Source organism: Actinacidiphila cocklensis, assembly GCF_907177275.1.
Taxonomy (GTDB): Bacteria; Actinomycetota; Actinomycetes; order Streptomycetales; family Streptomycetaceae; genus Actinacidiphila; species Actinacidiphila cocklensis.
The window spans coordinates 94,528-116,915 of the sequence record NZ_CAJSLV010000052.1 but is presented as its reverse complement, the minus strand read 5'-3'; the positions used below and the strand labels follow the sequence as shown (position 1 = coordinate 116,915).

27 protein-coding genes are annotated in these 22,388 nt (G+C 72.7%); 12 read left to right on the top strand and 15 right to left on the bottom strand.

Annotated features, from left to right (window positions below; all coding sequences use genetic code 11):
- Nucleotides 1–291: 291 nt before the first annotated feature.
- The 3 genes from NFU81_RS15765 to NFU81_RS15755 all read right to left on the bottom strand — a co-directional run bounded on the left by NFU81_RS15765 (nt 292) and on the right by NFU81_RS15755 (nt 2,470).
- The gene (locus NFU81_RS15765) at nt 292–783 is read right to left on the bottom strand and encodes a DivIVA domain-containing protein (RefSeq protein WP_251490033.1); all 492 of its coding nucleotides are present in this window, start codon (nt 781–783) and stop codon (nt 292–294) included.
- Nucleotides 784–856: 73 nt separating this feature from the next.
- Nucleotides 857–1,966 carry a globin domain-containing protein gene (locus tag NFU81_RS15760; protein ID WP_251490032.1) on the bottom strand — a complete coding sequence of 370 codons (1,110 nt, stop codon included), beginning with the start codon at nt 1,964–1,966 and terminating at the stop codon, nt 857–859.
- Between the two features lie 90 nt (nt 1,967–2,056).
- On the bottom strand, nt 2,057–2,470 hold the full coding sequence (locus tag NFU81_RS15755) for a globin family protein (protein WP_251490030.1): 414 nt from the start codon (nt 2,468–2,470) through the stop codon (nt 2,057–2,059).
- Nucleotides 2,471–2,689: 219 nt separating this feature from the next.
- On the opposite strand from NFU81_RS15755, the gene NFU81_RS15750 reads away from it, so the two are divergent.
- Genes NFU81_RS15750 through NFU81_RS15740 form a run of 3 tightly spaced genes read left to right on the top strand, consistent with a single transcriptional unit; the run spans nt 2,690 to nt 6,178 of the window.
- The gene (locus NFU81_RS15750) at nt 2,690–4,213 is read left to right on the top strand and encodes a TldD/PmbA family protein (protein ID WP_251490028.1); all 1,524 of its coding nucleotides are present in this window, start codon (nt 2,690–2,692) and stop codon (nt 4,211–4,213) included.
- The gene (locus tag NFU81_RS15745) at nt 4,210–5,595 is read left to right on the top strand and encodes a metallopeptidase TldD-related protein (protein ID WP_251490026.1); all 1,386 of its coding nucleotides are present in this window, start codon (nt 4,210–4,212) and stop codon (nt 5,593–5,595) included. Before NFU81_RS15750 ends, NFU81_RS15745 begins: the two co-directional genes overlap by 4 nt.
- A 31-nt stretch (nt 5,596–5,626) precedes the next feature.
- Complete coding sequence (locus NFU81_RS15740) at nt 5,627–6,178, top strand: RNA 2'-phosphotransferase (protein WP_251490093.1); 552 nt, start codon at nt 5,627–5,629, stop codon at nt 6,176–6,178.
- Between the two features lie 9 nt (nt 6,179–6,187).
- Here the strand turns inward: NFU81_RS15740 and NFU81_RS15735 are convergent, their stop codons facing one another.
- Nucleotides 6,188–6,469 (bottom strand): GlsB/YeaQ/YmgE family stress response membrane protein, encoded by a 282-nt coding sequence (locus tag NFU81_RS15735; protein WP_251490025.1) that lies wholly within the window; start codon nt 6,467–6,469, stop codon nt 6,188–6,190.
- A 235-nt stretch (nt 6,470–6,704) separates the two neighbouring features.
- On the opposite strand from NFU81_RS15735, the gene NFU81_RS15730 reads away from it, so the two are divergent.
- Nucleotides 6,705–7,064 (top strand): DUF3099 domain-containing protein, encoded by a 360-nt coding sequence (locus NFU81_RS15730; protein ID WP_251490024.1) that lies wholly within the window; start codon nt 6,705–6,707, stop codon nt 7,062–7,064.
- Nucleotides 7,065–7,299: 235 nt separating this feature from the next.
- On the top strand, nt 7,300–7,524 hold the full coding sequence (locus tag NFU81_RS15725) for a hypothetical protein (RefSeq protein WP_251490022.1): 225 nt from the start codon (nt 7,300–7,302) through the stop codon (nt 7,522–7,524).
- A 26-nt stretch (nt 7,525–7,550) separates the two neighbouring features.
- On the opposite strand, the gene moaA is transcribed toward NFU81_RS15725, so the two are convergent.
- Nucleotides 7,551–8,540, bottom strand: a complete 990-nt coding sequence (gene moaA, locus NFU81_RS15720) for a GTP 3',8-cyclase MoaA (protein WP_251490091.1) — start codon at nt 8,538–8,540, stop codon at nt 7,551–7,553.
- A 277-nt stretch (nt 8,541–8,817) separates the two neighbouring features.
- Here moaA and NFU81_RS15715 point away from each other — a divergent pair, with 277 nt between their 5' ends.
- On the top strand, nt 8,818–9,003 hold the full coding sequence (locus NFU81_RS15715; RefSeq protein WP_251490020.1) for a hypothetical protein: 186 nt from the start codon (nt 8,818–8,820) through the stop codon (nt 9,001–9,003).
- Nucleotides 9,004–9,019: 16 nt separating this feature from the next.
- On the opposite strand, the gene NFU81_RS15710 is transcribed toward NFU81_RS15715, so the two are convergent.
- The gene (locus NFU81_RS15710) at nt 9,020–9,736 is read right to left on the bottom strand and encodes a lysoplasmalogenase (RefSeq protein WP_251490017.1); all 717 of its coding nucleotides are present in this window, start codon (nt 9,734–9,736) and stop codon (nt 9,020–9,022) included.
- Entirely contained in the window at nt 9,733–10,632 is a 900-nt protein-coding gene (locus tag NFU81_RS15705; protein ID WP_251490015.1) for a sterol desaturase family protein, read from the bottom strand. Before NFU81_RS15705 ends, NFU81_RS15710 begins: the two co-directional genes overlap by 4 nt.
- 162 nt (nt 10,633–10,794) lie before the next feature.
- Here NFU81_RS15705 and NFU81_RS15700 point away from each other — a divergent pair, with 162 nt between their 5' ends.
- From NFU81_RS15700 to NFU81_RS15680, 5 genes are all read left to right on the top strand, one after another.
- Nucleotides 10,795–11,787, top strand: coding sequence for a DEDDh family exonuclease (locus NFU81_RS15700; protein WP_251490014.1), 993 nt, complete (start codon nt 10,795–10,797; stop codon nt 11,785–11,787).
- A gap of 100 nt (nt 11,788–11,887) precedes the next feature.
- The gene (locus NFU81_RS15695) at nt 11,888–12,139 is read left to right on the top strand and encodes a hypothetical protein (RefSeq protein WP_251490012.1); all 252 of its coding nucleotides are present in this window, start codon (nt 11,888–11,890) and stop codon (nt 12,137–12,139) included.
- 82 nt (nt 12,140–12,221) lie between these two features.
- Nucleotides 12,222–13,064 carry an SURF1 family cytochrome oxidase biogenesis protein gene (locus tag NFU81_RS15690; RefSeq protein WP_251490010.1) on the top strand — a complete coding sequence of 281 codons (843 nt, stop codon included), beginning with the start codon at nt 12,222–12,224 and terminating at the stop codon, nt 13,062–13,064.
- 52 nt (nt 13,065–13,116) lie between these two features.
- On the top strand, nt 13,117–14,904 hold the full coding sequence (locus NFU81_RS15685) for a glycoside hydrolase family 15 protein (RefSeq protein ID WP_251490008.1): 1,788 nt from the start codon (nt 13,117–13,119) through the stop codon (nt 14,902–14,904).
- A 3-nt stretch (nt 14,905–14,907) separates the two neighbouring features.
- Entirely contained in the window at nt 14,908–15,669 is a 762-nt protein-coding gene (locus NFU81_RS15680; protein WP_251490007.1) for an SDR family oxidoreductase, read from the top strand.
- A 44-nt stretch (nt 15,670–15,713) separates the two neighbouring features.
- On the opposite strand, the gene amaP is transcribed toward NFU81_RS15680, so the two are convergent.
- The 5 genes from amaP to NFU81_RS15655 form a co-directional block, all read right to left on the bottom strand.
- Nucleotides 15,714–16,310 carry an alkaline shock response membrane anchor protein AmaP gene (gene amaP / locus NFU81_RS15675; protein WP_251490005.1) on the bottom strand — a complete coding sequence of 199 codons (597 nt, stop codon included), beginning with the start codon at nt 16,308–16,310 and terminating at the stop codon, nt 15,714–15,716.
- Nucleotides 16,311–16,317: 7 nt separating this feature from the next.
- Nucleotides 16,318–17,010, bottom strand: a complete 693-nt coding sequence (locus tag NFU81_RS15670) for a DUF6286 domain-containing protein (protein ID WP_251490004.1) — start codon at nt 17,008–17,010, stop codon at nt 16,318–16,320.
- On the bottom strand, nt 17,007–17,378 hold the full coding sequence (locus NFU81_RS15665; RefSeq protein ID WP_251490002.1) for an Asp23/Gls24 family envelope stress response protein: 372 nt from the start codon (nt 17,376–17,378) through the stop codon (nt 17,007–17,009). The genes NFU81_RS15670 and NFU81_RS15665 overlap by 4 nt, the downstream gene beginning before the upstream one ends.
- On the bottom strand, nt 17,378–17,572 hold the full coding sequence (locus NFU81_RS15660; RefSeq protein WP_033172266.1) for a hypothetical protein: 195 nt from the start codon (nt 17,570–17,572) through the stop codon (nt 17,378–17,380). The genes NFU81_RS15665 and NFU81_RS15660 overlap by 1 nt, the downstream gene beginning before the upstream one ends.
- A gap of 82 nt (nt 17,573–17,654) precedes the next feature.
- Nucleotides 17,655–18,164, bottom strand: a complete 510-nt coding sequence (locus tag NFU81_RS15655) for an Asp23/Gls24 family envelope stress response protein (RefSeq protein ID WP_251490000.1) — start codon at nt 18,162–18,164, stop codon at nt 17,655–17,657.
- 144 nt (nt 18,165–18,308) lie between these two features.
- On the opposite strand from NFU81_RS15655, the gene NFU81_RS15650 reads away from it, so the two are divergent.
- Nucleotides 18,309–19,067: a nucleopolyhedrovirus P10 family protein gene (locus NFU81_RS15650; RefSeq protein ID WP_251490090.1), complete on the top strand. Its 759-nt coding sequence runs from the start codon at nt 18,309–18,311 to the stop codon at nt 19,065–19,067.
- A gap of 15 nt (nt 19,068–19,082) precedes the next feature.
- On the opposite strand, the gene NFU81_RS15645 is transcribed toward NFU81_RS15650, so the two are convergent.
- The 3 genes from NFU81_RS15645 to NFU81_RS15635 form a co-directional block, all read right to left on the bottom strand.
- Nucleotides 19,083–19,886 carry an enoyl-CoA hydratase/isomerase family protein gene (locus tag NFU81_RS15645; RefSeq protein WP_251489998.1) on the bottom strand — a complete coding sequence of 268 codons (804 nt, stop codon included), beginning with the start codon at nt 19,884–19,886 and terminating at the stop codon, nt 19,083–19,085.
- 120 nt (nt 19,887–20,006) lie between these two features.
- Nucleotides 20,007–20,228, bottom strand: coding sequence for a helix-turn-helix domain-containing protein (locus NFU81_RS15640; RefSeq protein WP_031522969.1), 222 nt, complete (start codon nt 20,226–20,228; stop codon nt 20,007–20,009).
- 375 nt (nt 20,229–20,603) lie between these two features.
- A complete protein-coding gene (locus NFU81_RS15635; RefSeq protein ID WP_251489996.1) occupies nt 20,604–22,202 on the bottom strand; it encodes an ABC-F family ATP-binding cassette domain-containing protein in 1,599 nt (532 codons plus the stop codon).
- Between the last annotated feature and the right edge of the window lie 186 nt (nt 22,203–22,388).

Below are 22,388 nucleotides of genomic sequence, written 5' to 3'. Positions count from 1 at the left end.
GTCGAGCGTGGTGCGGACAAGAGAGGGCGGCACCCCGAGCATAGAGATTGGTCTGGACCAAGCCAAGGGCTTCCGCACAAAGGGCTGTTGCCGGCTCAGGGCTGTCCCGTGATCCGCGGTGGACCAGCGGGCGGCGTCAGATGCGGTGCATCGCAAGGCGAAGGGTCGCCCTCATACCGGGTCGTATTCGGGCGAGCCCGACAACGCAGCGAGGTGCCGTAGCTGTCGTCGCGCGCCCGCCGGGGATTGCGGGACGGCCCTGAGGACAGGCCCCGTGCCCAGCCGTGTCGGTCAGGTGCCCTGCCGGCTGCCGACCGGGGTCGGCGTGGCGGGGCCGGTGTGCTTCGTGGCGTACTGGTCCGCGGTGACGGTCAGCGACTGGGCGATCTGGCGCAGGTAGGAGATGAGCCGTTCGGCCTCCTCCTCGTCGGTGGCCTGGCCGTCCCGCTCCTGCATCTGCTGCAGGAGCGCCTCGGCCTGCGCCCTGGCCGCCCGCAGCATGGTGCGGGCCTGCTCGCGGGCCGCGAACACGGTCTGCTCCGCCGACTGCTGGGCGCGCGCCTGCTGGAGGACCGCGTCCACCGTCGGCACCCCGGTGGGAACGGTTCCCGAGTCGCCGATGTTGTTCGCCCTGATCCAGTCCCGGTGGCGCTGCATGTCCGCCCGCAGCCGGTCGTTCTCCTCCGCCAGCGCGGTCAGCGCCGCCGCACAGCGGCGAAGGGCGTTGTGCACCGGCTCCTCGCTGTAGCCGCGGCGGGTCAGCGGGGCGCGCGGGAAGGTCATCGAGCGCAGGGTCTCCGGCGTAATCCCGGGGTCCGCCGGATGGTGTGCTCCGGTCTCGTCCATGTGTCTCCGATCACCGAACGTCTTCGAAGTGCAGCAGTTCGTGGGGGATGCCTGCGTTGGCCAGATCGCGCACTGTCGCGGAGACCATGCCCGGCGAGCCGCAGACGTAGAAGGCGCGTCCACGCCAGTTCGCCGCCTGCAGGACGGGGACGGCGAGGCTGCGGTTGTCGAAGGTGCCGGCGTTCGCGCCGGACAGCGGCGTGACGCGCAGCCACGGATGGGCCTGCGCCATCTGCTGCAGGGCCGGCATGTCGTAGAGGCCCTGGGCGTCACGCGAGCCGAAGAAGAGGTCGACGCGGCGCTGCGGGCCGTGCCAGGCGATCTCCTCGATCAGGGCGCGCAGCGGTGCCAGTCCCGTGCCCCCGGCGATCATCACCAGCTCCCGGCCGCCGGACGCCCGCAGGCCCAGCCGGGTGCCGACCGGGGCTCCCAGCCGCAGGACGTCGCCCTGCCGCAGCCGGTAGACCAGGGCCGGGCTGAGCAGCCCGCCGTCGATCGCCCGGACGTGCAGTTCGAGCATCCCGTCGGAACGCGCCGCGTTGGCCGGGGTGAAGGACCGCCAGGTGCTCGGCAGCAGCATCGGGGCCTCCACCATCACCGACTGCCCGGCGGCGTACGCCATCGGCTGCTCCAGCCGCAGCGTGAGGACCGCGAGGTCGAAGCCGCGCTGCTCGTGGTGTACCACCTCGGCGTTCCACCACGGCGGATTCACCGAGCTGTCGGCCTCGGCGGCCTGCACCATGGTGCGCGCCACCAGGGTGTACGCGTCGGTCCAGCCGCGCTGCAGCTCCGGGGTCCACGCCTCACCCAGGAAGTAGGCCAGGGTGGCCAGCAGCGCCTGCCCCACCGCCTCGTAGTGCTGCGCCACGACCTGGAACTTGCGGTGGTCGCGGCCCAGTTGCTGCAGGAACGGCACGAGCCGCTCGGGGTCGTCGGCGTCCGCGACGATCGTGCCCAGGGCGGCGACGAGCCGGTCGCGCTGCACTCCCATGGCCACCGGGAACATCGGGCGGACTTCCGGCGCGATGAGGAACAGGTAGGAATAGAAGTACCGCGGAACCTCGTCCCCGGACTTGCCGACCAGGGCGAAGGAATCCCGCAGGGGCTGGGAATCGCTCACGACCACCCTCCGGTGGCTGACATCTGACGTGACCTCCGGGAAATCAGGTGCCGGTCGGCGGCCCGGTTCTGCAAGCCGCCGACGGCTGCGTCAACTGGAGACCGACTCGCCGGCCTCGACCATGGTGCTGCTGATCACGCCGTAGACCGCGGTCCAGGACTCCTCGACGGCAGGGGTCCACGCGTCGCCCGCGAAGTGCTGCAGGGTGGCGATCAGGCTGGCGCCCACGGCGGGGTAGTGCTCGGCCACGGCGCCGTATCCGACGTGGCGCCGCCCGAGGTTCTGCAGCATGCCTATGAGCGTCTCGGTGTTCTCGAGGTTGGCGACCAGGGCGCCGAGCGCGGCCCACAGGCGGTCGCGCTGCTCGTCCAGGTGCGCGGCGAACAGGGGTCGCACCTGCGGGTTGTTGGCGAAAAGGTGGTCGTAGAAGTACTCGGTCACCTGGGTGCCGTGGGGCTGAACAGCCGCGAAGCTGCTCCGGATGAGTGAGAGGTCTGCGGTCATGGCGGCCGACTCTAGCCAGAGCCGCACGGACCGAACAAGTTCGCGAGGCGGCACCGTATTTGACGCTCCGGAATACGAACACGGCGGTCGAAAGACGGTGTCTCATGTGGGTTTTGGACCCCCGTGAAACCTATGGGCGCCGAACGAATGCTGTGGCGGATCCGGCCGCGGGCAGGCCATGATTCACTGCGGACACGCTGATGCGAAGGGAAGTTCGCCGTGCCTCATGAGGTCGATCAGTCATTCCTCGCGCTGCCGTTGCGGGCGCTCGCCGACGCGGCGCTGGCCAGAGCCCGTGCGCTCGGCGCCGACCACGCGGACTTCCGGCTGGAGCGCGTGCGCAGCGCGGCCTGGCGGCTGCGGGACGCGCGCCCCGCGGGGAGTTCGGACAGCACGGACCTGGGCTACGCGGTCCGGGTGGTACACGGCGGCGCCTGGGGCTTCGCCTCCGGCGTCGACCTGACGATGGACGCGGCGGCGAAGGTCGCCTCGCAGGCCGTCGCCATGGCCAAGCTCAGCGCCCAGGTGATCGCGGCAGCCGGGTCGGACGAGCGGGTGGAGCTGGCCGGCGAGCCGGTGCACGCCGACCGCACCTGGGTCTCGTCGTACGGGATCGACCCGTTCGAGGTGCCCGACGCGGACAAGACCGGGCTGCTCGCGGAGTGGAGCAGCCGGCTGCTGGCCGCCGACGGCGTCTCGCACGCCGACGCCTCGCTGATCGCGGTGCACGAGAACAAGTTCTACGCCGACACCGCGGGCACCACGACCACCCAGCAGCGGGTGCGGGTGCATCCGCAGCTGACCGCGGTGAGCGTCGACCCCGACACCGGCGGCTTCGACTCGATGCGCACCCTGGCCCCGCCGGTCGGCCGGGGCTGGGAGTACCTGACCGGCGACGTGTGGGACTGGGACGGCGAACTCGCCGCGATCCCCGGCCTGCTGGCCGAGAAGATGCGCGCGCCCTCGGTCGAGGCGGGCGCGTACGACCTGGTGGTCGACCCGTCCAACCTGTGGCTGACCATCCACGAGTCCATCGGCCACGCCACCGAACTGGACCGGGCGCTGGGCTACGAGGCGGCCTACGCGGGCACCTCCTTCGCGACCTTCGACCAGCTCGGCAGCCTGAAGTACGGCTCCCCGCTGATGCACGTCACCGGCGACCGCACCGCGGAGCACGGCCTGGCCACCGTCGGCTTCGACGACGAGGGCGTGGCCGGCCAGTCCTGGGACCTGGTCAGGGACGGCACGCTGGTCGGCTACCAGCTGGACCGGCGGATCGCCAGGCTCACCGGCTTCGACCGCTCCAACGGCTGCGCCTACGCCGACTCCCCCGGCCACGTCCCGGTCCAGCGGATGGCGAACGTCTCGCTCCAGCCCGCACCCGGCGGACCGTCCACCGAGGAGCTGATCGGCGGGGTCGAGCGCGGCCTGTACGTGGTCGGCGACCGGTCCTGGTCGATCGACATGCAGCGCTACAACTTCCAGTTCACCGGTCAGCGGGCCTTCCTGATCGAGAACGGCCGCCTCGCAGGCCAGGTCAAGGACTTCGCCTACCAGGCCACGACCACCGACTTCTGGGGGTCCATGGAGCAGGTCGGCGGACCCGAGACCTATGTGCTCGGAGGGGCCTTCAACTGCGGAAAGGCCCAGCCGGGGCAGGTCGCCGCGGTCTCCCACGGCTGCCCTTCCGCGCTCTTCCGGGGCGTCAACATTCTGAACACCACCCAGGAGGCGGGGCGATGACGACCAAGCCGCACGAGATTGTCGAGCGGGCCCTCGAACTGTCCACGGCGGACGGCTGCGTGGTCATCGCCGACGAGGAGTCCAGCGCCAACCTGCGCTGGGCCGGCAACGCGCTGACCACCAACGGCGTCACCCGCGGGCGGACGCTCACGGTGATCGCGACCGTGGACGGCGGGCAGGGCGCCGCGTCCGGGGTGGTGTCGCGGTCCGCGGTGACCGCGGACGAGCTGGAGCCGCTGGTGCGGGCCGCCGAGGCGGCGGCCCGCGAGGCCGGCCCCGCCGAGGACGCGCAGCCGCTGGTGGCCGGGGTCCCGCAGTCCGCGGACTTCACCGACGCCCCGGCCGAGACCGCCTCCGACGTCTTCGCGGCCTTCGCGCCCGCGCTCGGCGAGGCCTTCGCCACCGCGCGGGCCGGCGGGCGGCAGCTGTACGGCTTCGCCTTCCACTCGGTGACCTCGACGTATCTGGGGACGTCGGCGGGGCTGCGGCTGCGGCACGACCAGCCGACCGGCACCCTTGAGGTGAACGCGAAGTCGCCGGACCGTACGCGTTCGGCCTGGGCGGGCGCGGCCACCAGGGACTTCACCGACGTGGACCCGCTGGCGCTGGACGCCGAGCTGGCGCAGCGGCTGGCCTGGGCCGAGCGGAAGATCGACCTGCCGGCCGGGCGGTACGAGACGCTGCTGCCGCCGTCGGCGGTCGCCGACCTGATGATCTACCAGCTGTGGTCGTCGGGCGCCCGGGACGCGGCCGAGGGCCGTACGGTCTTCAGCAAGGCGGGCGGCGGCACCCGGGTGGGCGAGCAGCTCTCGGCGCTGCCGCTGACGCTGCGCAGCGACCCGGGCGAGCCGGGCCTTGAGGCGGCGCCCTTCGTGGTGGCGCACGCGTCGGGCGACGAGGCCTCGGTCTTCGACAACGGGCTGCCGGTCGGCCCGGTGGACTGGCTGCGGGACGGCACCCTGCGCCACCTGCCGACCACCCGGCACAGCGCGGCGCTGACCGGGCTGCCGATGGCGCCGGCGGCCGACAACCTGATCCTGGAGGGCGGCGGCAAGCAGTCGCTGGCCGAGATGGTGGCCGGCACCGAGCGGGGCCTGCTGCTGACCTGCCTGTGGTACATCCGCGAGGTCGACCCGGCGACGCTGCTGCTGACCGGTCTGACCAGGGACGGCGTCTACCTGGTCGAGGGCGGTGAGGTGACCGGGGTGGTGAACAACTTCCGCTTCAACGAGTCACCGGTCGACCTGCTGGGCCGGGCGGTCGAGGCGGGTCGCAGCGAGCGGACGCTGCCGCGCGAGTGGAGCGACTACTTCACCAGGGCCGCGGCGCCGGCGCTGCGGGTGCCGGACTTCAACATGAGTTCGGTCAGCCAGGGCGTCTGAGCCGTCCGGCCGGGAAGGGGGCGTGGGAATGCTGGACGAGAAGCGGACGGTCAAGGCGTCGAAGTTCCTCTCGCTGGTGCTGCGGCACCAGCCGGAGGCGGTCGGCCTCACCCTCGACGAGGGCGGCTGGGTGGACGTGGACGTGCTGCTCGCCGCGTGTGCCGCCCGCGGCAGGCCCCTGACCCGGGCGGAGCTGGACCACGTCGTCGCCACCAACAACAAGCGGCGCTTCGCCTATTCGGAGGGCGGCCGGCGGATCAGGGCGAGCCAGGGCCACACGGTGCAGGTGGACCTGGGCCTGGCGCCCGCGGTGCCGCCGGACGTCCTCTTCCACGGCACCGCGTCGGCCACCCTGCCACTGATCCTGCGCGACGGGCTGCTGCCGATGGCGCGGCAGGACGTGCACCTGTCGGCGGACCGCGAGACGGCCGTGCGCGTGGGAGCGCGGCACGGCCGTCCGGTGGTGCTCGCGGTGGACGCGGCGGGGCTCGCCGCCGCGGGCCAGGTCTTCCGGGTCAGTGCGAACGGGGTGTGGCTGACCGGCCCGGTGCCGCCGGAGTGGCTGCGGGTGCGGCAGGACTGACGGTCCCGCTCATACGGCGGTGGTGCTGCGCCGGCGCTTGCGGGCGGACCACAGGGCGTCGCCGATGGCCACGATCACGACCGCGCCGACGAGCTGGAGCACATGGCGGGTCCAGTCGATGCCCTTGGTGTCGTTGACGCCGATCCAGGTCGAGACGGCGTTGCCGAGCAGGCTGCCGACCATGCCGCAGATCACGGTGAGCCACAGCGGCAGGCTCTGCCTGCCGGGCAGGATCGCCTTGGCGAGCAGGCCGAGTACCAGTCCGACGATGATCGCCCAGAGCCAACCCATGCCGCTCACCTCCTCGTCACCGGACGCCCGGCGCCCGGTGCTCGTCCCGCCAGTCTCCGCCCGGTCCTTCTACGCCGCATGTCGGGGGCAACCGTGGTCCGTACGGCGCAAGACGCGCACCTCCCCCCACTCTGATGCGCGGGCCGTCCGCGGCGTACCGTGGTGTCCAGCCGGTGCGGTGCGCTGCAACCCGTGAGCAGTGCGGCCCGGCTTGTCGAGCAGGCGGTGGAATGCGATGCGGAAGCAGGGCGGGCCTGAGGTCTACCGGATCTCCGGAGCGCGTGCCGGGCTGACCGAGGACGTACGCGGGCGGCAGCGGCGGTACATCATCTCGATGTCGATCCGCACGCTCTCGGTGATCCTCACCGTCGTGCTGTGGAATGTCGAGCGCCCACTGGCCTGGGCGACTCTGGTCATCGGTCTGCTGCTGCCGTATATCGCGGTGGTCTACGCCAATGCCGGTAGGGAGAACGCACCCGTGGTGCCCGCGGCGTACATCCCGCCGCCGGTCGTACCGGTACTCGAGGCGAGCAAAGTGGAGTCCGGAGCGGAACGTGCGGCCGAGCCGCTCGCCGACCCCGTCGACACTCCCTGACCTGGCACCGGGATCTGCGCCGGCGGTTCCGCGGGGCTCGAACCCGGAAGCGGAACCTCAAGAAAAGCTCAGATCAAAGGTGACTTCCCACTCCCCCGAGCGCGTCAGTGCATGACATACTTCGTAGGCGCTCCGCATCCCCCGTCGGAGCGACGGACCGACGCCGGGCGGCTCCCCCCGTGGCTGCCCGGCGTCGCCATGTCCGGCCCAGGACGGGTGGGGTTTACTGGGGCGCGTGAACGACGAGACGCCGATCTGCTCGGCCAAGGGGTGCCGCACGGCCGCGGTGTGGGTGCTGGCCTGGAACAACCCGAAGCTGCACACGCCGGAACGGCGCAAGACCTGGCTGGCCTGCGACGAGCACCGCGAGCACCTGACGCAGTTCCTCGGCATGCGCGGCTTCCTCAAGGACGTGGTCGCGCTGGCCGAGTGGGAGCGGCGGGCGGCCGCCGGCGAGTAGGGCCTGCCCTCGGGATCTCCCCGGCGTCAGCCGCCGATGGCCGACATCGGCCGGTCCGGCTGGAGGAAGGCCGGGTCGTCCAGGCCGGAACCGGCCTTCTTGCCCCGCATCGCCGCCCGCCACAGCTCGGCGATCTCCTCGTCTGACGCACCCGAGCGCAGCGGGCCGCGCAGGTCGGACTCCTCGCGGGCGAACAGGCAGTTGCGCACCTGGCCGTCGGCGGTCAGCCGGGTGCGGTCGCAGGCCCGGCAGAAGGGCCGGGTGACCGAGCCGATCACGCCGACCCGGGCCGGGCCGCCGTCCACCAGCCAGCGTTCCGCGGGCGCGGAGCCGCGTATGGAGTCGCCTTCAGGGGTGAGGTGGAAGCGGGTCCGCAGGGCGGCGAGGATCTCGTCGGCGGTGACCATGTCGCCGCGCTGCCAGCCGTGTTGGGCGTCCAGCGGCATCTGCTCGATGAACCGCAGCTCGTAGCCGTGGTCCACCGCCCAGCGCAGCAGGTCGGGTGCCTCGTCGTCGTTGACGCCGCGCATCAGCACGGTGTTGACCTTGAGCGGGTCCAGGCCGGCGGCGGAGGCGGCGGCGAGGCCGGCGAGCACGTCGGCATGCCGGTCCCTGCGGGTCAGGGTGCGGAAGACGTCGGGGCGCAGGGTGTCGAGGGAGACGTTGACCCGGTCGAGGCCCGCGGCGCGCAGCGCGTCCGCGGTCCTGCTCAGCCCGATGCCGTTGGTGGTCAGCGACATCCGCGGGCGCGGGTCGAGCGCGGCGCACCGCTCGACGATGCCGGTCAGGCCGGGGCGGAGCAGCGGTTCGCCGCCGGTGAAGCGGACGTCGGTGACGCCGAGGCGGGTGACCGCGATCCGCACCATCCTGACGATCTCGTCGTCGGTGAGCAGGTCGGGCTTGGCCAGCCACTGCAGGCCTTCCTCCGGCATGCAGTACGTGCAGCGCAGGTTGCACCGGTCGGTGAGCGAAACGCGCAGGTCGGTGGCCACGCGTCCATAGGTGTCGATGAGCACGGACTCCGCCTCCCTCCGGGCGCCGGGTTGCGCCGCCAATTCCTCCAGCCTAGGGCCAGGCGCCGACAGAGCCGTCACGTGGCGGTCACCGCACGCAGCGTACGCAACCGGGGCGACTTTGCAACAGACTGTTGAAACCGCTGGTGGGCGTTCACCTCTTCCGGGCGGTACGCGGGCGCGGGCGACACCGGGGCGGCGCGGTTTCGTTGGACAGCGCACACCGTGTTGCCACCCGCCGGCTGCCCGCCGGCGCCCCGCACCCTCGCGAGGACCCGCCGTGCAGACCCCGCCGCCCCTGCCCCGCCGCCGCCCCTACGGCAGCGTGCGGCTGCCCGCCCCGGTGACCGCCGCGCCGCCCCCGCCGCCGCGGCCCGCCGCACCCGACCGCTGGCCGGACGGACGGGTGCGCGTCCCGCTGCTGAGCGTCGGCGCGCTGCGGGCCGCACGCCGCCGCGAGGCCTGACCGTGCCTTTACGGCTCTACGAGTGGGCCGGCCGCGTGGCGCCGGCGGCCCTGAGCACGCCCAGGGCGAGCAGCGCCTGCCCTGCCAGATAGGTCGCCATGACCCACACGTCGTGCGCGGGCAGTTGCGGCCAGTCCGCCAGGCCGGTCGCGATGAGGCTGTCGGACAGCAGGAAGAGCGCGCCGCCGGCCAGTGCGGTGCCGCCGAGCCCGTAGGCCCCGGCCGCCATCGCGGTGAGCAGCAGGCTGTAGAGGGCCACCGGCACCCGCATCCCCGGGTCGAGGCCGGGCCACAGCAGCGTCACGAGGACCGCGCACACCACGACGTACGCGGCGCAGCGCGCGCGTACCGCCCCGCGCGGCCCGGCGAAGCCGCCGTAGCGGGCGAAGAGCCGCAGGTAGCAGACGTGCCCGGCGGCGAAGCACCCCATCCCGAGCAGGAACGGCACCGTGCCGCCGACCTCCAGCAGCACGTCGCCGCCGCACCCGCACAGCAGTGCCCCGACCAGCAGCCGCGGCCCGCGCCAGGTCCACACCCAGGCGGCGAGCACGGGCATGAGCAGCGGCTTGCCGAGGTCGCGCAGCAGCTCGAAGTGCCCGCCGACGGCCGTCAGATGCAGGGCAGCCAGCGCCGCGAACACGCCGATGACGGCCCCGGCCCGCTCGGGCGCGGGGCGCGGCCCCGCCGGCTCGGGTACGACGGCGGTGCCCGCCACCGAGCCGTCCGCCGTCACGCCGCCGCCTCCGGGGCCGGGCCGCCGGTGGAGCCGGGTGCCGCCGCGGGCTGGGGCGCCGCCGCCGCGGCCGGCTGCCAGCCCGGGCCGCGCACGAGGTGGGCGACGCGGTCGCGCCAGGTCGTGGCGGCGGCAAGGTCGTGGGCGATGGCCGCGTACTCGTGGGTCGCGACCCGCAGCGGGTTGTACGTCGCGATGTTCTTCGTCAGGCCGTACACCGGGCGCTGCGTCTCGGCGGCGAAGGAGCCGAAGAGGCGGTCCCAGACGATGAGGATGCCGCCGAAGTTGCGGTCCAGGTAGCTGCCCTGGGAGGCGTGGTGGACCCGGTGGTGCGAGGGCGTGTTGAGGGTGAACTCCAGCGGGCGGGCCAGCCGCCCGACCCGCTCGGTGTGGATCCAGAACTGGTACACCAGGTTGACCGACGAGCAGAAGGCCAGCGCCGCCGGGTGCACGCCGAGCGCGATCAGCGGCAGGTAGAACGGCCAGGACGTGAGGCTGGTCCAGGGCTGCCGCAGCGCGGTGGACAGGTTGAAGTTGCGGCTGGAGTGGTGCACCACGTGGCACGCCCACAGGATCCTGATGACGTGGTGGCCGCGGTGCGACCAGTAGTAGAAGAAGTCCTGCGCGAGCAGCATCAGCAGCACCGTCCACCAGTGCACCGGCACCCGCAGCGGGGTGAGCGCGTAGACGCCCGAGTAGATCGCCACCACCGGGATCTTCCACAGCGCGTCCGTGACGAGGCTGCCCAGACCCATGGACAGGCTGGCGGCGGTGTCCCGGCCGGTGTAGCCGGCAGCGTCCTCGTCGGGGTGAATGCGGTAGCTGACCATCTCGACGACGGCCAGCAGTACGAAGGCGGGTATCGACCACAGCACGACATCGGGCAGTTGGGGCATGCGCGCACCATAGAGGCACATCACGGGCGTCCGCCAGACGTTGTTACCGATTAGTACGGACGCGTACGCGTCAACCTCGCCGCACCCTTCCAGGGCCGCGCGGGCGTCCCGCCGGCGGACGGGATGATCCACTGTCGGCACCGCGCCGTATCCTCAGTGACCATGCTGGACAACCGGACCGCCCCGCCGCCCCCTTCGCCTTGGCCCGCGGACTATCCCGAGGGCTATGCGGTGGTCGACGTCGAGACCACCGGGCTGGGCAAGGACGACCGGATCGTGTCCGCCGCCGTCTACCGGCTCGACGCCCGCGGCGAGGTCCAGGACCACTGGTATTCGCCGGTCAACCCGCAGCGCGACCCCGGCCCCGTGTGGATCCACGGGCTGACCGGGGCGATGCTCGCCGACGCCCCGCTCTTCCCCGAGATCGCCGGCGAACTGGCCGAACGGCTCGCCGGGCGGGTGCTGGTGGCCCACAACGCGGTCTTCGACTGGTCGATGCTGGCCAGGGAGTACGCGCGGGCGCAGTCCGCCGCGCCGGTCGAGCACCGGCTGTGCACCATCGTGCTGGCCAAGGAGCTGCGGCTGCCGCTGGCCAACCACAAGCTGGAGTCGCTGGCCGCGCACTACGGGGTGGTCCAGCAGCGCGCCCACCACGCCCTGGACGACGCCCGGGTGCTGGCCGAGGCCTTCCGGCCGAGCCTGCACCTGGCGGCCGCGGCCGCGCTGCCGCTGCCCCTGCACGCCTGCCGCCCGCTGACCGAGTGGGTGGACTCGGCGGTGCCCGCGCCGCGTTACGGCGCGCTGTACGGCAGCGGGCCGCGCTCCGGCTGGCGGCCGGCCCGCAAGCGCCCGGCGTGCCCGTATCCGAACCCCGGGCGGCTGGCGCCCGACGGGCCGCTGGTCCAGGGGATGCGGGTGGCCTTCTCCGGGGACACCGGGATAGAACGCGACCTGCTGGAGGACCGGGCCACCGACGCCGGGCTGCACGTCGCCTCCTCCGTCAGCCGGCTGACCAGCCTGCTGGTCACCAACGACCCGGACTCACCCACCGGCAAGTCCGTCAAGGCCCGCGCCTACGGGACGCCGGTGATCGACGAGCGGCAGTTCACCGAGCTGCTCAAGGCCGTCACGCCGGCCCCCGGCGTCCACGGCTGACCCGCTGAGGGCACGGACCGCGCCGCCGTCCGGGTGGCAGCCGGGCAACACGCCCGCCGCCGGTTTGCCCGGGCCGCCCGGTCCCCGCAGCCTGTGCCTCATGGCACGATGCGAGGTCTGCGGAAACGACTATGCGATGAGCTTCGAGGTGCACGCCCAGGGCGCGGTGCACGTCTTCGACTGCTTCGAGTGCGCCGTCCACCGGATGGCACCGATCTGCGAGCACTGCCGGGTGCAGATCATCGGACACGGCGTGGAGGTGGACGGCCACTTCTACTGCTGCGCCCACTGCGCGAAAGCGGAGGGCGGCGGCGGCATCGTCGACCACACCGGCACCCCGACACACGCCTGAACCCCCCACCCGACCGGACGGCCCCCGACACGAATCACCCCCTACCGGCGGACGCCCCACGGCCGAGTTGTACCGTCGTGGGGTGTACCGCTTCCTGCTGTCCCGCCAATGGGTGATCCTCACCCTCATCGGTCTGCTGCTCATGCCGGTGATGGTCAGACTGGGCTTCTGGCAGCTGCACCGCCATGAGCACCGGGTGGCGAACAACAAGATCATCGCGGCCGGCCTGAAGGCCACCCCGGTCCCGGTCGAGTCGGTGACCTCACCCGGCCACGACGTGCCGCACGAGGACCTGTACCGCATGGTGACGGCGACCGGCCGCTTCGACACCGCCCACGAGGTCGTCGCCCGGCACCGCACCGCGGGCAACTCCGGCTCCGACGACTCCTCCGGCGGCGGCCAGGAGGTCGGCTACCACGTCATCACCCCGCTGATCCTGGACGACGGCCGGGCGGTGCTGATCAACCGTGGCTGGATCTCGCCGGGCGACGACCCGACGGCTTTCCCGAAGATCGTCCCGCCGCCGGCCGGCGAGGTCACCGTGGTGGGGCGGCTGCGCCCCGACGAGACCACCTCCTCCACCGGCATCCGCGACCGCAAGGGCCTGCCGGCCCGCCAGATCATGCTGATCAACGGCTCCGAGGTGAAGTCGGCAGGCGGCCTGCCCGAGCAGACGGTCGGCGGCTACCTGGAGATGGTGTCCCCCGTGCCCGCCCGCGGCGGACCCGGGCTGATCCCCGACCCCGACCACAGCAGCATCGGCCCGCACATGGCCTACGCGATCCAGTGGTGGCTGTTCACCGCGATGGTGCCGGTGGGCTGGGTCGTCCTGCTGCGCCGGGAGCGCGCCGAGGTGCTCGCCGCCCGCAAGAAGCAGTCCGAGACCCCGCAGGAACCGGAAGGCAGCGTTCCGGTAGCGGTGTAGCCGCGGCACCAGCAGACTCGACAGACACCACCACCAGGCGGATGGGCGGACCGTGGCCGGACGTATCGAGGACTACGCGCTGATCGGCGACCTGCAGACCGCCGCGCTCGTCGGGCGGGACGGGTCGGTGGACTGGCTGTGCCTGCCCCGTTTCGACTCCGCGGCATGCTTCGCGGCGCTGCTCGGCGACGAGAGCAACGGCCGCTGGCGGATCGCCCCGCAACAGGCCGTGGAATGCACCGAACGGTCCTACCGGGGCGACACCCTGGTGCTCGACACCGTCTGGCGGACGCCGACCGGCACCGTCAAGGTCACCGACTTCATGCCGCAGCGCGACCGCGCGCCCGACCTGATCAGGATCGTCGAGGGCGTCTCGGGCCAGGTCGACATGCGCAGCGAGCTGGCCCTGCGCTTCGACTACGGCGGCGTGGTGCCCTGGATGCGCCGCACCGACCACCACCGGGTGGCCGTCGCGGGGCCGGACGCGGTGTGGCTGCGCACCGAGCCGCCGCTGCCGATGTACGGCAAGGACATGCGGACGTACTCCGACTTCACCGTCGAGGAGGGCGACCGCATCGCCTTCGTCATGACCTGGCACCCCTCGCACGCCACCAGGCCGCGCCGGGTGGCGCCCTTCACCGCCCTGGAGCAGAGCCTGGAGGACTGGGAGAAGTGGTCGGCCCAGTGCTGCTACCAGGGGCCGTGGCGGTCCGCCGTGCTGCGCTCCATGATCACCCTCAAGGCCCTCACCTACGCGCCCAGCGGCGGTATCGCGGCCGCCGCGACCACCTCGCTGCCCGAGGAGATCGGCGGGGTGCGCAACTGGGACTACCGCTACTGCTGGCTGCGGGACGCCGCCCTGACCCTGAACGCGCTGGTCTCCGGCGGCTTCCTCACCGAGGCGCAGGCCTGGCGCGACTGGCTGCTGCGGGCGGTCGCCGGCGACCCGGCCGACCTGCAGATCATGTACGGCATCGCGGGCGAGCGGCGGCTGACCGAGTTCGAGGTGTCCTGGCTCGCCGGCTACGAGGGCTCCACCCCGGTCAGGGTCGGCAACGCCGCCGCGGGCCAGCTCCAGCTGGACGTCTACGGCGAGGTCCTCGACTCCTTCTTCCTGGCCAGGAACAGCGGGCTGCGCGACGAGCCGCACGCCTGGAACCTCCAGCGGTCGCTGATGGAGTTCCTGGAGTCCAAGTGGCGCGATCCCGACGAGGGCATCTGGGAGGTACGCGGCCCGCGCCGGCACTTCGTGCACTCCAAGGTGATGGCCTGGGTGGCGGCGGACCGGGCGGCCCGCACCGTGGAGGCCCACCCGAAGCTGCGCGGCAACGCGGACCGCTGGCGCTCGATGCGCGCCCAGGTGCACGCCGAGGTGTGCGAGAAGGGCTACGACGCCGAGCGCAACACCTTCACCCAGTCCTACGGGTCCGCGGAGCTGGACGCCGCCACGCTGCTGATCCCGCAGGTCGGCTTCCTGCCGCCGACCGACCACCGGGTGGTCGGCACCGTCGACGCGGTGCAGCGCGAGCTGGACCACGGCGGTTTCGTCCGCCGCTACTCCCCCGGGACGGGCGACGTCGACGGGCTGCCCGGCAGTGAAGGCGCCTTCCTGGCCTGCTCGTTCTGGCTCGCCGACGCGCTGCACTCCATCGGGCGGACCGGCGAGGCCAGAGCGCTCTTCGAGCGGCTGCTGGCGGTACGCAGCGACCTGGGGCTGCTCGCCGAGGAGTGGGACCCGGTCGCCGGGCGCCAACTGGGCAACTATCCGCAGGCGTTCAGCCATGTGGGCCTGATCAACACCGCGTTCGCACTGACGGGCCTGCGCGGAGGGAGGGGCTGAGCGATGGACCTCGGACTCAGGGACCGGGTGTACGTGGTCACCGGCGGGGGCCGCGGCCTCGGCCTGGCCGCCGCCCGCGAACTCGCCGCGGAGGGCGCCAAGGTGGTGCTGTCCGGGCGCACCGCGGCCACGGTCGACCAGGCGGCGGCGGAACTGGGCGGACCTGAGCGGGCGTTGGGCGTCGTCGCGGACAACGCCGACCCGGAGACCGCGGAGTTGCTGCTGGCCACCGCCAGGACCCGGTTCGGCACGGTCGACGGTGTACTGATCAGCGTCGGCGGCCCGCCGCCCGGCGCGGCCGCGGACATCGGCGACGAGCAGTGGCAGACCGCCTTCGAGTCGGTCTTCCTCGGCGCGGTCCGGCTGGCACGGGCGGCGGCCAAGTGCCTCGGCGAGGGCGGCGTCATCGGCTTCGTGCTGTCCGGATCGGTCCGCGAGCCCATCCCCGGCCTCGCCGTCTCCAACGGCCTGCGCCCGGGCCTCGCCGGCTACGCCAAGACCCTGGCCGCGGAGGTCGGCCCGCGCGGCATCCGGGTCGTCGGCCTGCTGCCGTCCCGTATCGACACCGACCGGGTACGCGAGCTGGACGCGCTGGGCGGCGACCCGGACGCGGCCAGGGCGCGCAGCAGCGCCTCGATCCCGCTGCGCCGCTACGGCACCCCGGCCGAGTTCGGCCGGGCCGCGGCCTTCCTGCTCTCGCCCGCCGCCTCCTACCTGACCGGGCTCATGCTGCCCGTCGACGGGGGCGCGCAGCAGGCGCTGTGACGCCGCGCCCGCCGGTGCCGTTCAGCCGCCGCGCAGCGCGGGGGTCAGCTGACCCGGGCGGCGCGGTGGCGGACCGCACGCAGCCGGGCCTCGGCCGGCAGGTCCGGCAGGCTCGCGGAGGTGCGGGCGCGCTCCAGGACCTGCTCGTCGAGGCCGGTGACGACCTCCTCGGGGGTCGCGTGCGGGGCCAGGCCCAGCACGAGGCGGGCCTCCGGCGCACCCCTGCGCCCGGTGAGCACCGCGTTGGAATACTCGACGCCGTCGAACCCCTCGGCCTCCGAGCGCAGCACGCTCTCCAGCGCCCGGCCGCGCAGCAGCGCGCCCTGGCCGTCGCCGCTGTCGATCCTGATCTGCCGCAGCCGCCGGGTGCGGGCCTGGGCCAGCAGCCACCACACGGACGCGAGGAAGAGCACGCCGAGGACGACGAAGACCACCGGCCACCACCAGCCGTCCGAGCGGTAGCGGGTCCTGGAGTGATCGGTGAGCAGGACGTCCTTGGGGCCGGTGAAGGGCCACCAGTCGGGCACCGTGAAGTCCCAGTGGCGCTGCAGGTCGAGGCTGCCGACCAGCACCGAGAGGCCGACCACCAGCAGGACGAGGCCGATCAGCCCGAGCAGGACCCGGTTGAACGCGGTGCGCATCGCCCGATCACCCCTTCTTCTCTGCCCGCTGGAGGTGGATGCGCAGCTGCGGGGACCTGGCCAGGCCCAGCTGCCGCACCGCCTCGCCGAGGGCGGCCGTCAGGTCGTCGCGCACCTCTTCGAGTTCGCGGAAGTGCGAGGTGGCGCGGGCCTTGATCTTGCGGCGGCCGACGTCGACCTTGGCCCAGCGGACCCCGGAGACCTCCATCGCCCGGTCCCGCAGCACCAGTTCCGCCGCACGCCGGTCGAGTCCCGCGCGCACTCCGGCGCTTCCGCTGCGGGCCATCGGCAGGACCCCGCGCTCGCCGGGGGTCAGGGCGAGGACCAGCAGCCACAGGCCGAGCGCGGCCGCCACGGAGGCGCCGAGGATGATCCAGACGTCGTCCAGGTGCCGGGTGGCCAGCTCGTTCGCGAGCGTGATGCGCCACTGCATCGCCTTGCGGTCGGCGCGGACCGAGGCGATGTCGTAGAGGAAGAGGCCGGCAAGTCCGAAGAGCACCGCGGCGGTCAGCGCCGCGGGGATGCGGCGGCCGGACCAGAAGCGGCGGACCTTGGGACCCCGGCCGCCGCCCGGCAGGCCCGACGTCACCGCGAAGGGCTCGATCTCGGGGCGTTTGGCGATGCTGACCCTGGCGTTCTCCGTATCGGATTTGGTCGGGTCCTGCTCGCGGAAGGCGTGGCTGCCCCCCTCGTCGCTCATTCGACCCTCCCCTCGTCCTTGCGGCGGGCTGCCGCCGAGTGCAGCCGCTCCACCTCGACGGCCACCTCGGGTACATCCATACCCGTCAGCGCCTCGACCCGACCGGTGACATGGCGGCGGACCGTGGCGCACAGCGCCCCGAGGTTCGCCGGGTAGCCCAGTTCGAGGGCCAGCCGCAGCCGGGCGGTGTCCTTGCGCACCGACACCGAGGCGTGCGGCTGCGCGTCGCGCGGCACCAGGTCGGCGCCCGGCGCGTGGGCCAGCACCTCACCTGCCGCCTGGGCGGCGATCTTGGCGACCACCCGGTCGGCGATCCGCAGCGCACCGCGGTCGGCGGCGGGGAGCTGCCCGGACACGACTGAGGCCATCAGCGCCGCCGGTCACGGTCGCGGTCACGCGTACGGAAGAAGTCGCCGGCCTCGAGGTCGCCGTCGAAGAACTTGCCCGCCACGAAGCCGACCGCGCCGAGCAGAGCCACTACGAGAAAGGCGCCGAAGCCGCCGAAGTACCCGGCGAACCCCAGTGCCATTCCGGCCGCGAGGCCGATCACCGCCATGCTCATCGTCTGCTTCCCGTCCGTTCGGCTGCGCCCGCCCGCCCCGCTGCGGGCCGGTTCTCAGGGCCGGTGTGCCGCCCGTGCCCCACTACTGGACCCGCTGGTCACGGTCGTCATCATCGACCTCGTCGGGCAGCTTCACATCGCCGACCGCAACATTGACCTCGACGACTTCGAGCCCGGTCATCCGCTCGACCGCCGCGATCACGTTCTCCCGTACCGCACGGGCGACTTCGACGATGGACACGCCGTACTCGACGACGATGTCGAGGTCGAGCGCGGTCTGCACCTCGCCGACCTCGGCCTTGACGCCGCGGGTCACCGAGCGGGTGCTGCCGGGGACGCGGTCGCGTACCGCACCGAACGTGCGGGACAGGCCGGTGCCCATCGCGTGCACGCCCACCACGTCGCGGGCCGCGAGTCCGGCGATCTTCTCCACCACGCCGTCGGCGATCGTCGTGCGGCCCCGGCCGGCCGGGTCGCCGAGTGCCTTGCGGGCCGATCCGCCCGCGGTGCCCTTGTCGAGGGTCCTGCCCCCGTCCGCTGTTATCGACGAGCCCTCCGGCTCCGGCCTGTTGTGCTGCCCGCTGTCCGTCATCGCGCGTCGTCCCTTCGTGTGGGCTGCTCCGTGCACCACACTAAGTGCGCATGCCCTGAAGCGCTGCGGGGATGCGCCCAGTGGGGACGGCCGCCCCCCCATCCGAGTGGTCGGCACACCGGAAGGCGATGAAACCTGGTGACCATGGACCGACTGGCCAGGACCGTGCGGGAACAGGTGGCGCTCGGGCGGCTGCTCCCGCTGGGCGGGGCCGGCGACGCCGCCTGGATCACCGAGAGCGCGGCCGTCGGCGCGCTGCGGCGGGCCGCGGCGAACGTCCCCGGGGTGCGGCTGCGGGCGGTGGCCCTGGAGCTGGACGAGGACGCGCCCGAGCCGGAACGGGCGGGCGGGGCGGCGCCGGTGGGCGCACTGCCGTACCGCCCGCTGCGGATCACCGGGGACTTCGAGGCGGCGCTCGACGAGCCGCTGCCGCGCAGCGCCGACCGGCTGCGGGCCGCGCTGTGGGCGACGGCCCAGGACTGGCTGGGGGTACCGGTCCACTCGGTCGACCTGGCCGTCACCGGGCTACTCGACGGCGGCTTGCCGTCCGAGCAGGTGCTGGAAGGCGTCGTCGTCGAGGACGGCGACCCGGCGCGGGAGCTGACGCAGGCTCCGGCGGCCGGCGACCCCGCCCCCCGGGTGGCGGCCGCCGCGCTGGCGGTACCGGGAGTGCTGCGGCTGACCCGGCGGCTGGCCGGGCTGGGCTCCGGCGTCTCGGTCCGCGACACCGCGGCGGGCGAGGGGACGGCCGCGGGCCGCCGCGTACAGCTGCAGTTCGCGGTGGCGGCAGGCCACCGCCCCTACCAGGTGGCCCGGGCGGTGACCGCGGCCGTCACGCCGGTGGCCGCGGCGGACGCCCCCGGCCCGGTGGCGACGGCGGTCGTGGTGACCGACACGCAGTGAGCCGCACGGCGCCGGCTACTCGTCCGCGTCGGCGCCGGTCAGGCTGCGCAGCCTGCGGGCTTGGGCGGCGCGTTCCGCCGCGAACTGGTCGGCCTCGGTGTGGACCAGGGCGGTACGCAGCAGCGCCTTGGTCTCGTTGACGGCGTCGCGCGGCGGGGCCAGCAGGGCGGCGGTCAGGTCGGCGACGGCGGCGTCCAGCTCGACGGCGGGCACGACGAGGTTGGCGAGCCCGGTGCGCTCGGCCTCCTCGGCGTGCACGTAGCGGCCGGTCACACAGATCTCCAGCGCGCGGCCGTAGCCGACCAGCTCGGCGAGCGGCTTGGTGCCGGTCAGGTCGGGCACCAGCCCGAGGCTGGTCTCGCGCATGGCGAACTGCACGTCGTCCGCACACACCCGCAGGTCGCAGACCAGCGCGAGCTGGAAGCCGGCCCCGATCGCATGCCCCTGGACAGCGGCGACCGTGATCAGGTCGGTGCGCCGCCACCAGGTGAAGGCCTGCTGGTACGTGGCGATGGTCTCGTCGAGTTCCGCCTCCGAGCCGCGCCCGAGCGTGAGGAACGACAGACCGCCGTCGAAGCCCTCGGGCGTGAACGCCTGCCGGTCGAGACCGGCCGAGAAGGACGGGCCTTCGGCGCGCAGCACCGCGACCCGTACCTGCCCCGGCAGCATCCGGCCCGCCTCGATCAGCGCCCGCCACAGAGCGGGCGACTGAACGTTGCGCTTGGCCGGATTGCACAGGGTGATGGTGGCGACGGTGCCGGTACCGTCCAGGACGAGCCGGACTCCGTCGCGTTCGAGCAGGATCTTGTCATCGGGCATCGGGCACCTCCGAGCGGACCGCGGACTGATTACTACTGAAGAGTAATCAACCGTTCGGCACGCCGACCCGCTGGGTGCGGGAGAGGTCCGCCCGTCGGCTTCGGGTCGCCAGGGCCTGGATCAGGCCGTGACGGCCTTCTTGCCCCGGGTCGCCCCGCCGCGACCGCGCAGGGTCACGCCGGACTCGCTGAGCATCCGGTGCACGAATCCATAGGACCGGCCGGTCTCCTCGGCCAGTGCCCGGATGCTCGCTCCGGAGTCGTACTTCTTCTTCAGGTCTGCCGCGAGCTTCTCGCGCGCGGCGCCGGTCACCCGGCTGCCCTTCTTCAGAGTCTCGGCCACCCGTGCCTCCTCCAGGGAAGTGCGCTTATGGACTCTCATGATCACCCCTAAGCGCCTTCCTGGCCACCCATTCGACAAGGTCCGTCACCCGACATTCGCCACGGGAATGCCGCGATAGGCGGCGAAGAACCGGCCCCGGCGGGAAATTTCCACCGCACAATTCCCGGCGGCGAACGGTACTCGCGCAATACCAGCAGGTCAGCGGCCATCGGTAAGGTGTTTGCCGACGTCACACGGCTGATCACCCGCCGCTGCCGTCCCGCCCGCGACAGCGCGCGGGCGGTACCAGCCGGACTCACACAGATGACGGACCCGCGGTGGGCCGAATGATCGAATCCGCATGATCACCCGGCGTCCGCCCAGGTCGGACGGCGGTCAGGCCAGGGAGACCAGGTCCGCGTAGTCCTGGCCCCACAGGTCCTCGACGCCGTCGGGCAGCAGGATGATCCGCTCGGGCTGCAGCGCCTCCACCGCGCCCTCGTCGTGGGTGACCAGCACCACCGCGCCGCTGAAGGTGTGCAGGGCGCCCAGGATCTCCTCCCGGCTGGCCGGGTCGAGGTTGTTGGTCGGCTCGTCGAGCAGCAGCACGTTGGCGCTGGAGACCACCAGCGAGGCCAGCGCCAGCCGGGTCTTCTCACCGCCGGACAGCACACCGGCCGGCTTGTCGACGTCGTCGCCGGAGAAGAGGAACGAGCCGAGGATCTTCCGGATCTCCACCAGGTCGGTGTCCGGCGCGGAGGAACGCATGTTCTCCAGCACCGTGCGCTCCGGGTCGAGCGTCTCGTGCTCCTGGGCGTAGTAGCCGAGCTTCAGGCCGTGCCCCGGGGTCACCTCGCCGGTGTCCGGCGTCTCCACCCCGGCCAGCAGCCGCAGCAGCGTGGTCTTGCCCGCGCCGTTCAGGCCGAGGATGACCACCCGCGAGCCGCGGTCGATCGCCAGGTCCACGTCGGTGAAGATCTCCAGCGACCCGTACGACTTGGAAAGGCCGCTGGCCATCAGCGGTGTCTTGCCGCAGGGCGCGGGGTCGGGGAAGCGGAGCTTGGCGACCTTGTCGGAGACCCGCACCGCGTCGAGACCGGCGAGCAGCTTGTCGGCCCGCCGCGCCATGTTCTGCGCCGCGACGGTTTTGGTGGCCTTGGCGCGCATCTTGTCGGCCTGCGAATTGAGCGCGGCGGCTTTCTTCTCCGCATTCGCGCGTTCGCGCCTGCGGCGCTTCTCGTCGGCTTCGCGCTGCTGCTGGTACAGCTTCCAGCCCATGTTGTAGACGTCGATCTGGGAGCGGTTCGCGTCGAGATAGAAGACCTTGTTGACGACCGTCTCGATGAGGTTCACGTCGTGGGAGATGACGATGAATCCGCCGCGATACGTCTTCAGGTAGTCGCGCAGCCAGCTGATGGAGTCCGCGTCCAGGTGGTTCGTGGGCTCGTCGAGCAGCAGCGTGTCCGCGTCGGAGAACAGGATCCTTGCCAGCTCCACACGGCGGCGCTGGCCGCCGGACAGGGTGTGCAGCGGCTGGCCGAGGATGCGGTCGGGCAGGCCCAGGGCCGCCGCGATCGTGGCCGCCTCGGCCTCTGCGGCGTAGCCGCCCTTGGTGAGGAATTCGGTTTCCAGGCGGGCGTACTTCTTCATCGCGTTCTCGCGGGTGGCGCCCTTTCCGTTCGCCATCCGCTCCTCGTTCTCGCGCATCTTGCGCAGCACGGTGTCGAGGTCGCGGGCGCCGAGGATGCGGTCGCTGGCCAATATGTCCAGGTCGCCGGTGCGGGGGTCCTGGGGGAGGTAGCCGACCTCCCCGGACCGGGTCACGCTGCCCGCGGCGGGCTGGCCCTCGCCGGCCAGCACCTTGGTCATGGTGGTCTTGCCGGCACCGTTGCGGCCGACCAGGCCGATGCGGTCGCCCTTGGCGATGCGGAAGGAGGCGGATTCGATGAGGATGCGGGCGCCGGCGCGCAGCTCGAGGCCGGTGGCAGTGATCACGGGGTTGGCTCCATGGCGTAACGGATGGCCTCACGGCCGGGTGGGCGGTGTCGGCTGGGCGTGTACGCCAGAGCTAATCGAGGAACAGTACGGCCATGGGGCCAGTCTACTGGCCCCATGCAACTGCCTTTCCCCCGTCCGCCGGGGGGTGGCGCCGTGACGACCGCACCGAGGTGCCCCTCGCGC

Coding starts and splice junctions, on each gene's coding strand:
- NFU81_RS15695 (WP_251490012.1), top strand. CDS start 11,888: ATGGCACGATGCGAGGTCTGCGGAAACGACTATGCGATGAGCTTCGAG.
- NFU81_RS15730 (WP_251490024.1), top strand. CDS start 6,705: ATGCGGAAGCAGGGCGGGCCTGAGGTCTACCGGATCTCCGGAGCGCGT.
- NFU81_RS15650 (WP_251490090.1), top strand. CDS start 18,309: ATGGACCGACTGGCCAGGACCGTGCGGGAACAGGTGGCGCTCGGGCGG.
- NFU81_RS15700 (WP_251490014.1), top strand. CDS start 10,795: ATGCTGGACAACCGGACCGCCCCGCCGCCCCCTTCGCCTTGGCCCGCG.
- NFU81_RS15645 (WP_251489998.1), bottom strand. CDS start 19,886: ATGCCCGATGACAAGATCCTGCTCGAACGCGACGGAGTCCGGCTCGTC.
- amaP (WP_251490005.1), bottom strand. CDS start 16,310: ATGCGCACCGCGTTCAACCGGGTCCTGCTCGGGCTGATCGGCCTCGTC.
- NFU81_RS15680 (WP_251490007.1), top strand. CDS start 14,908: ATGGACCTCGGACTCAGGGACCGGGTGTACGTGGTCACCGGCGGGGGC.
- NFU81_RS15745 (WP_251490026.1), top strand. CDS start 4,210: ATGACGACCAAGCCGCACGAGATTGTCGAGCGGGCCCTCGAACTGTCC.
- NFU81_RS15655 (WP_251490000.1), bottom strand. CDS start 18,164: ATGACGGACAGCGGGCAGCACAACAGGCCGGAGCCGGAGGGCTCGTCG.
- NFU81_RS15765 (WP_251490033.1), bottom strand. CDS start 783: ATGACCTTCCCGCGCGCCCCGCTGACCCGCCGCGGCTACAGCGAGGAG.
- NFU81_RS15705 (WP_251490015.1), bottom strand. CDS start 10,632: ATGCCCCAACTGCCCGATGTCGTGCTGTGGTCGATACCCGCCTTCGTA.
- NFU81_RS15660 (WP_033172266.1), bottom strand. CDS start 17,572: ATGAGCATGGCGGTGATCGGCCTCGCGGCCGGAATGGCACTGGGGTTC.
- NFU81_RS15755 (WP_251490030.1), bottom strand. CDS start 2,470: ATGACCGCAGACCTCTCACTCATCCGGAGCAGCTTCGCGGCTGTTCAG.
- NFU81_RS15665 (WP_251490002.1), bottom strand. CDS start 17,378: ATGGCCTCAGTCGTGTCCGGGCAGCTCCCCGCCGCCGACCGCGGTGCG.
- NFU81_RS15735 (WP_251490025.1), bottom strand. CDS start 6,469: ATGGGTTGGCTCTGGGCGATCATCGTCGGACTGGTACTCGGCCTGCTC.
- NFU81_RS15670 (WP_251490004.1), bottom strand. CDS start 17,010: ATGAGCGACGAGGGGGGCAGCCACGCCTTCCGCGAGCAGGACCCGACC.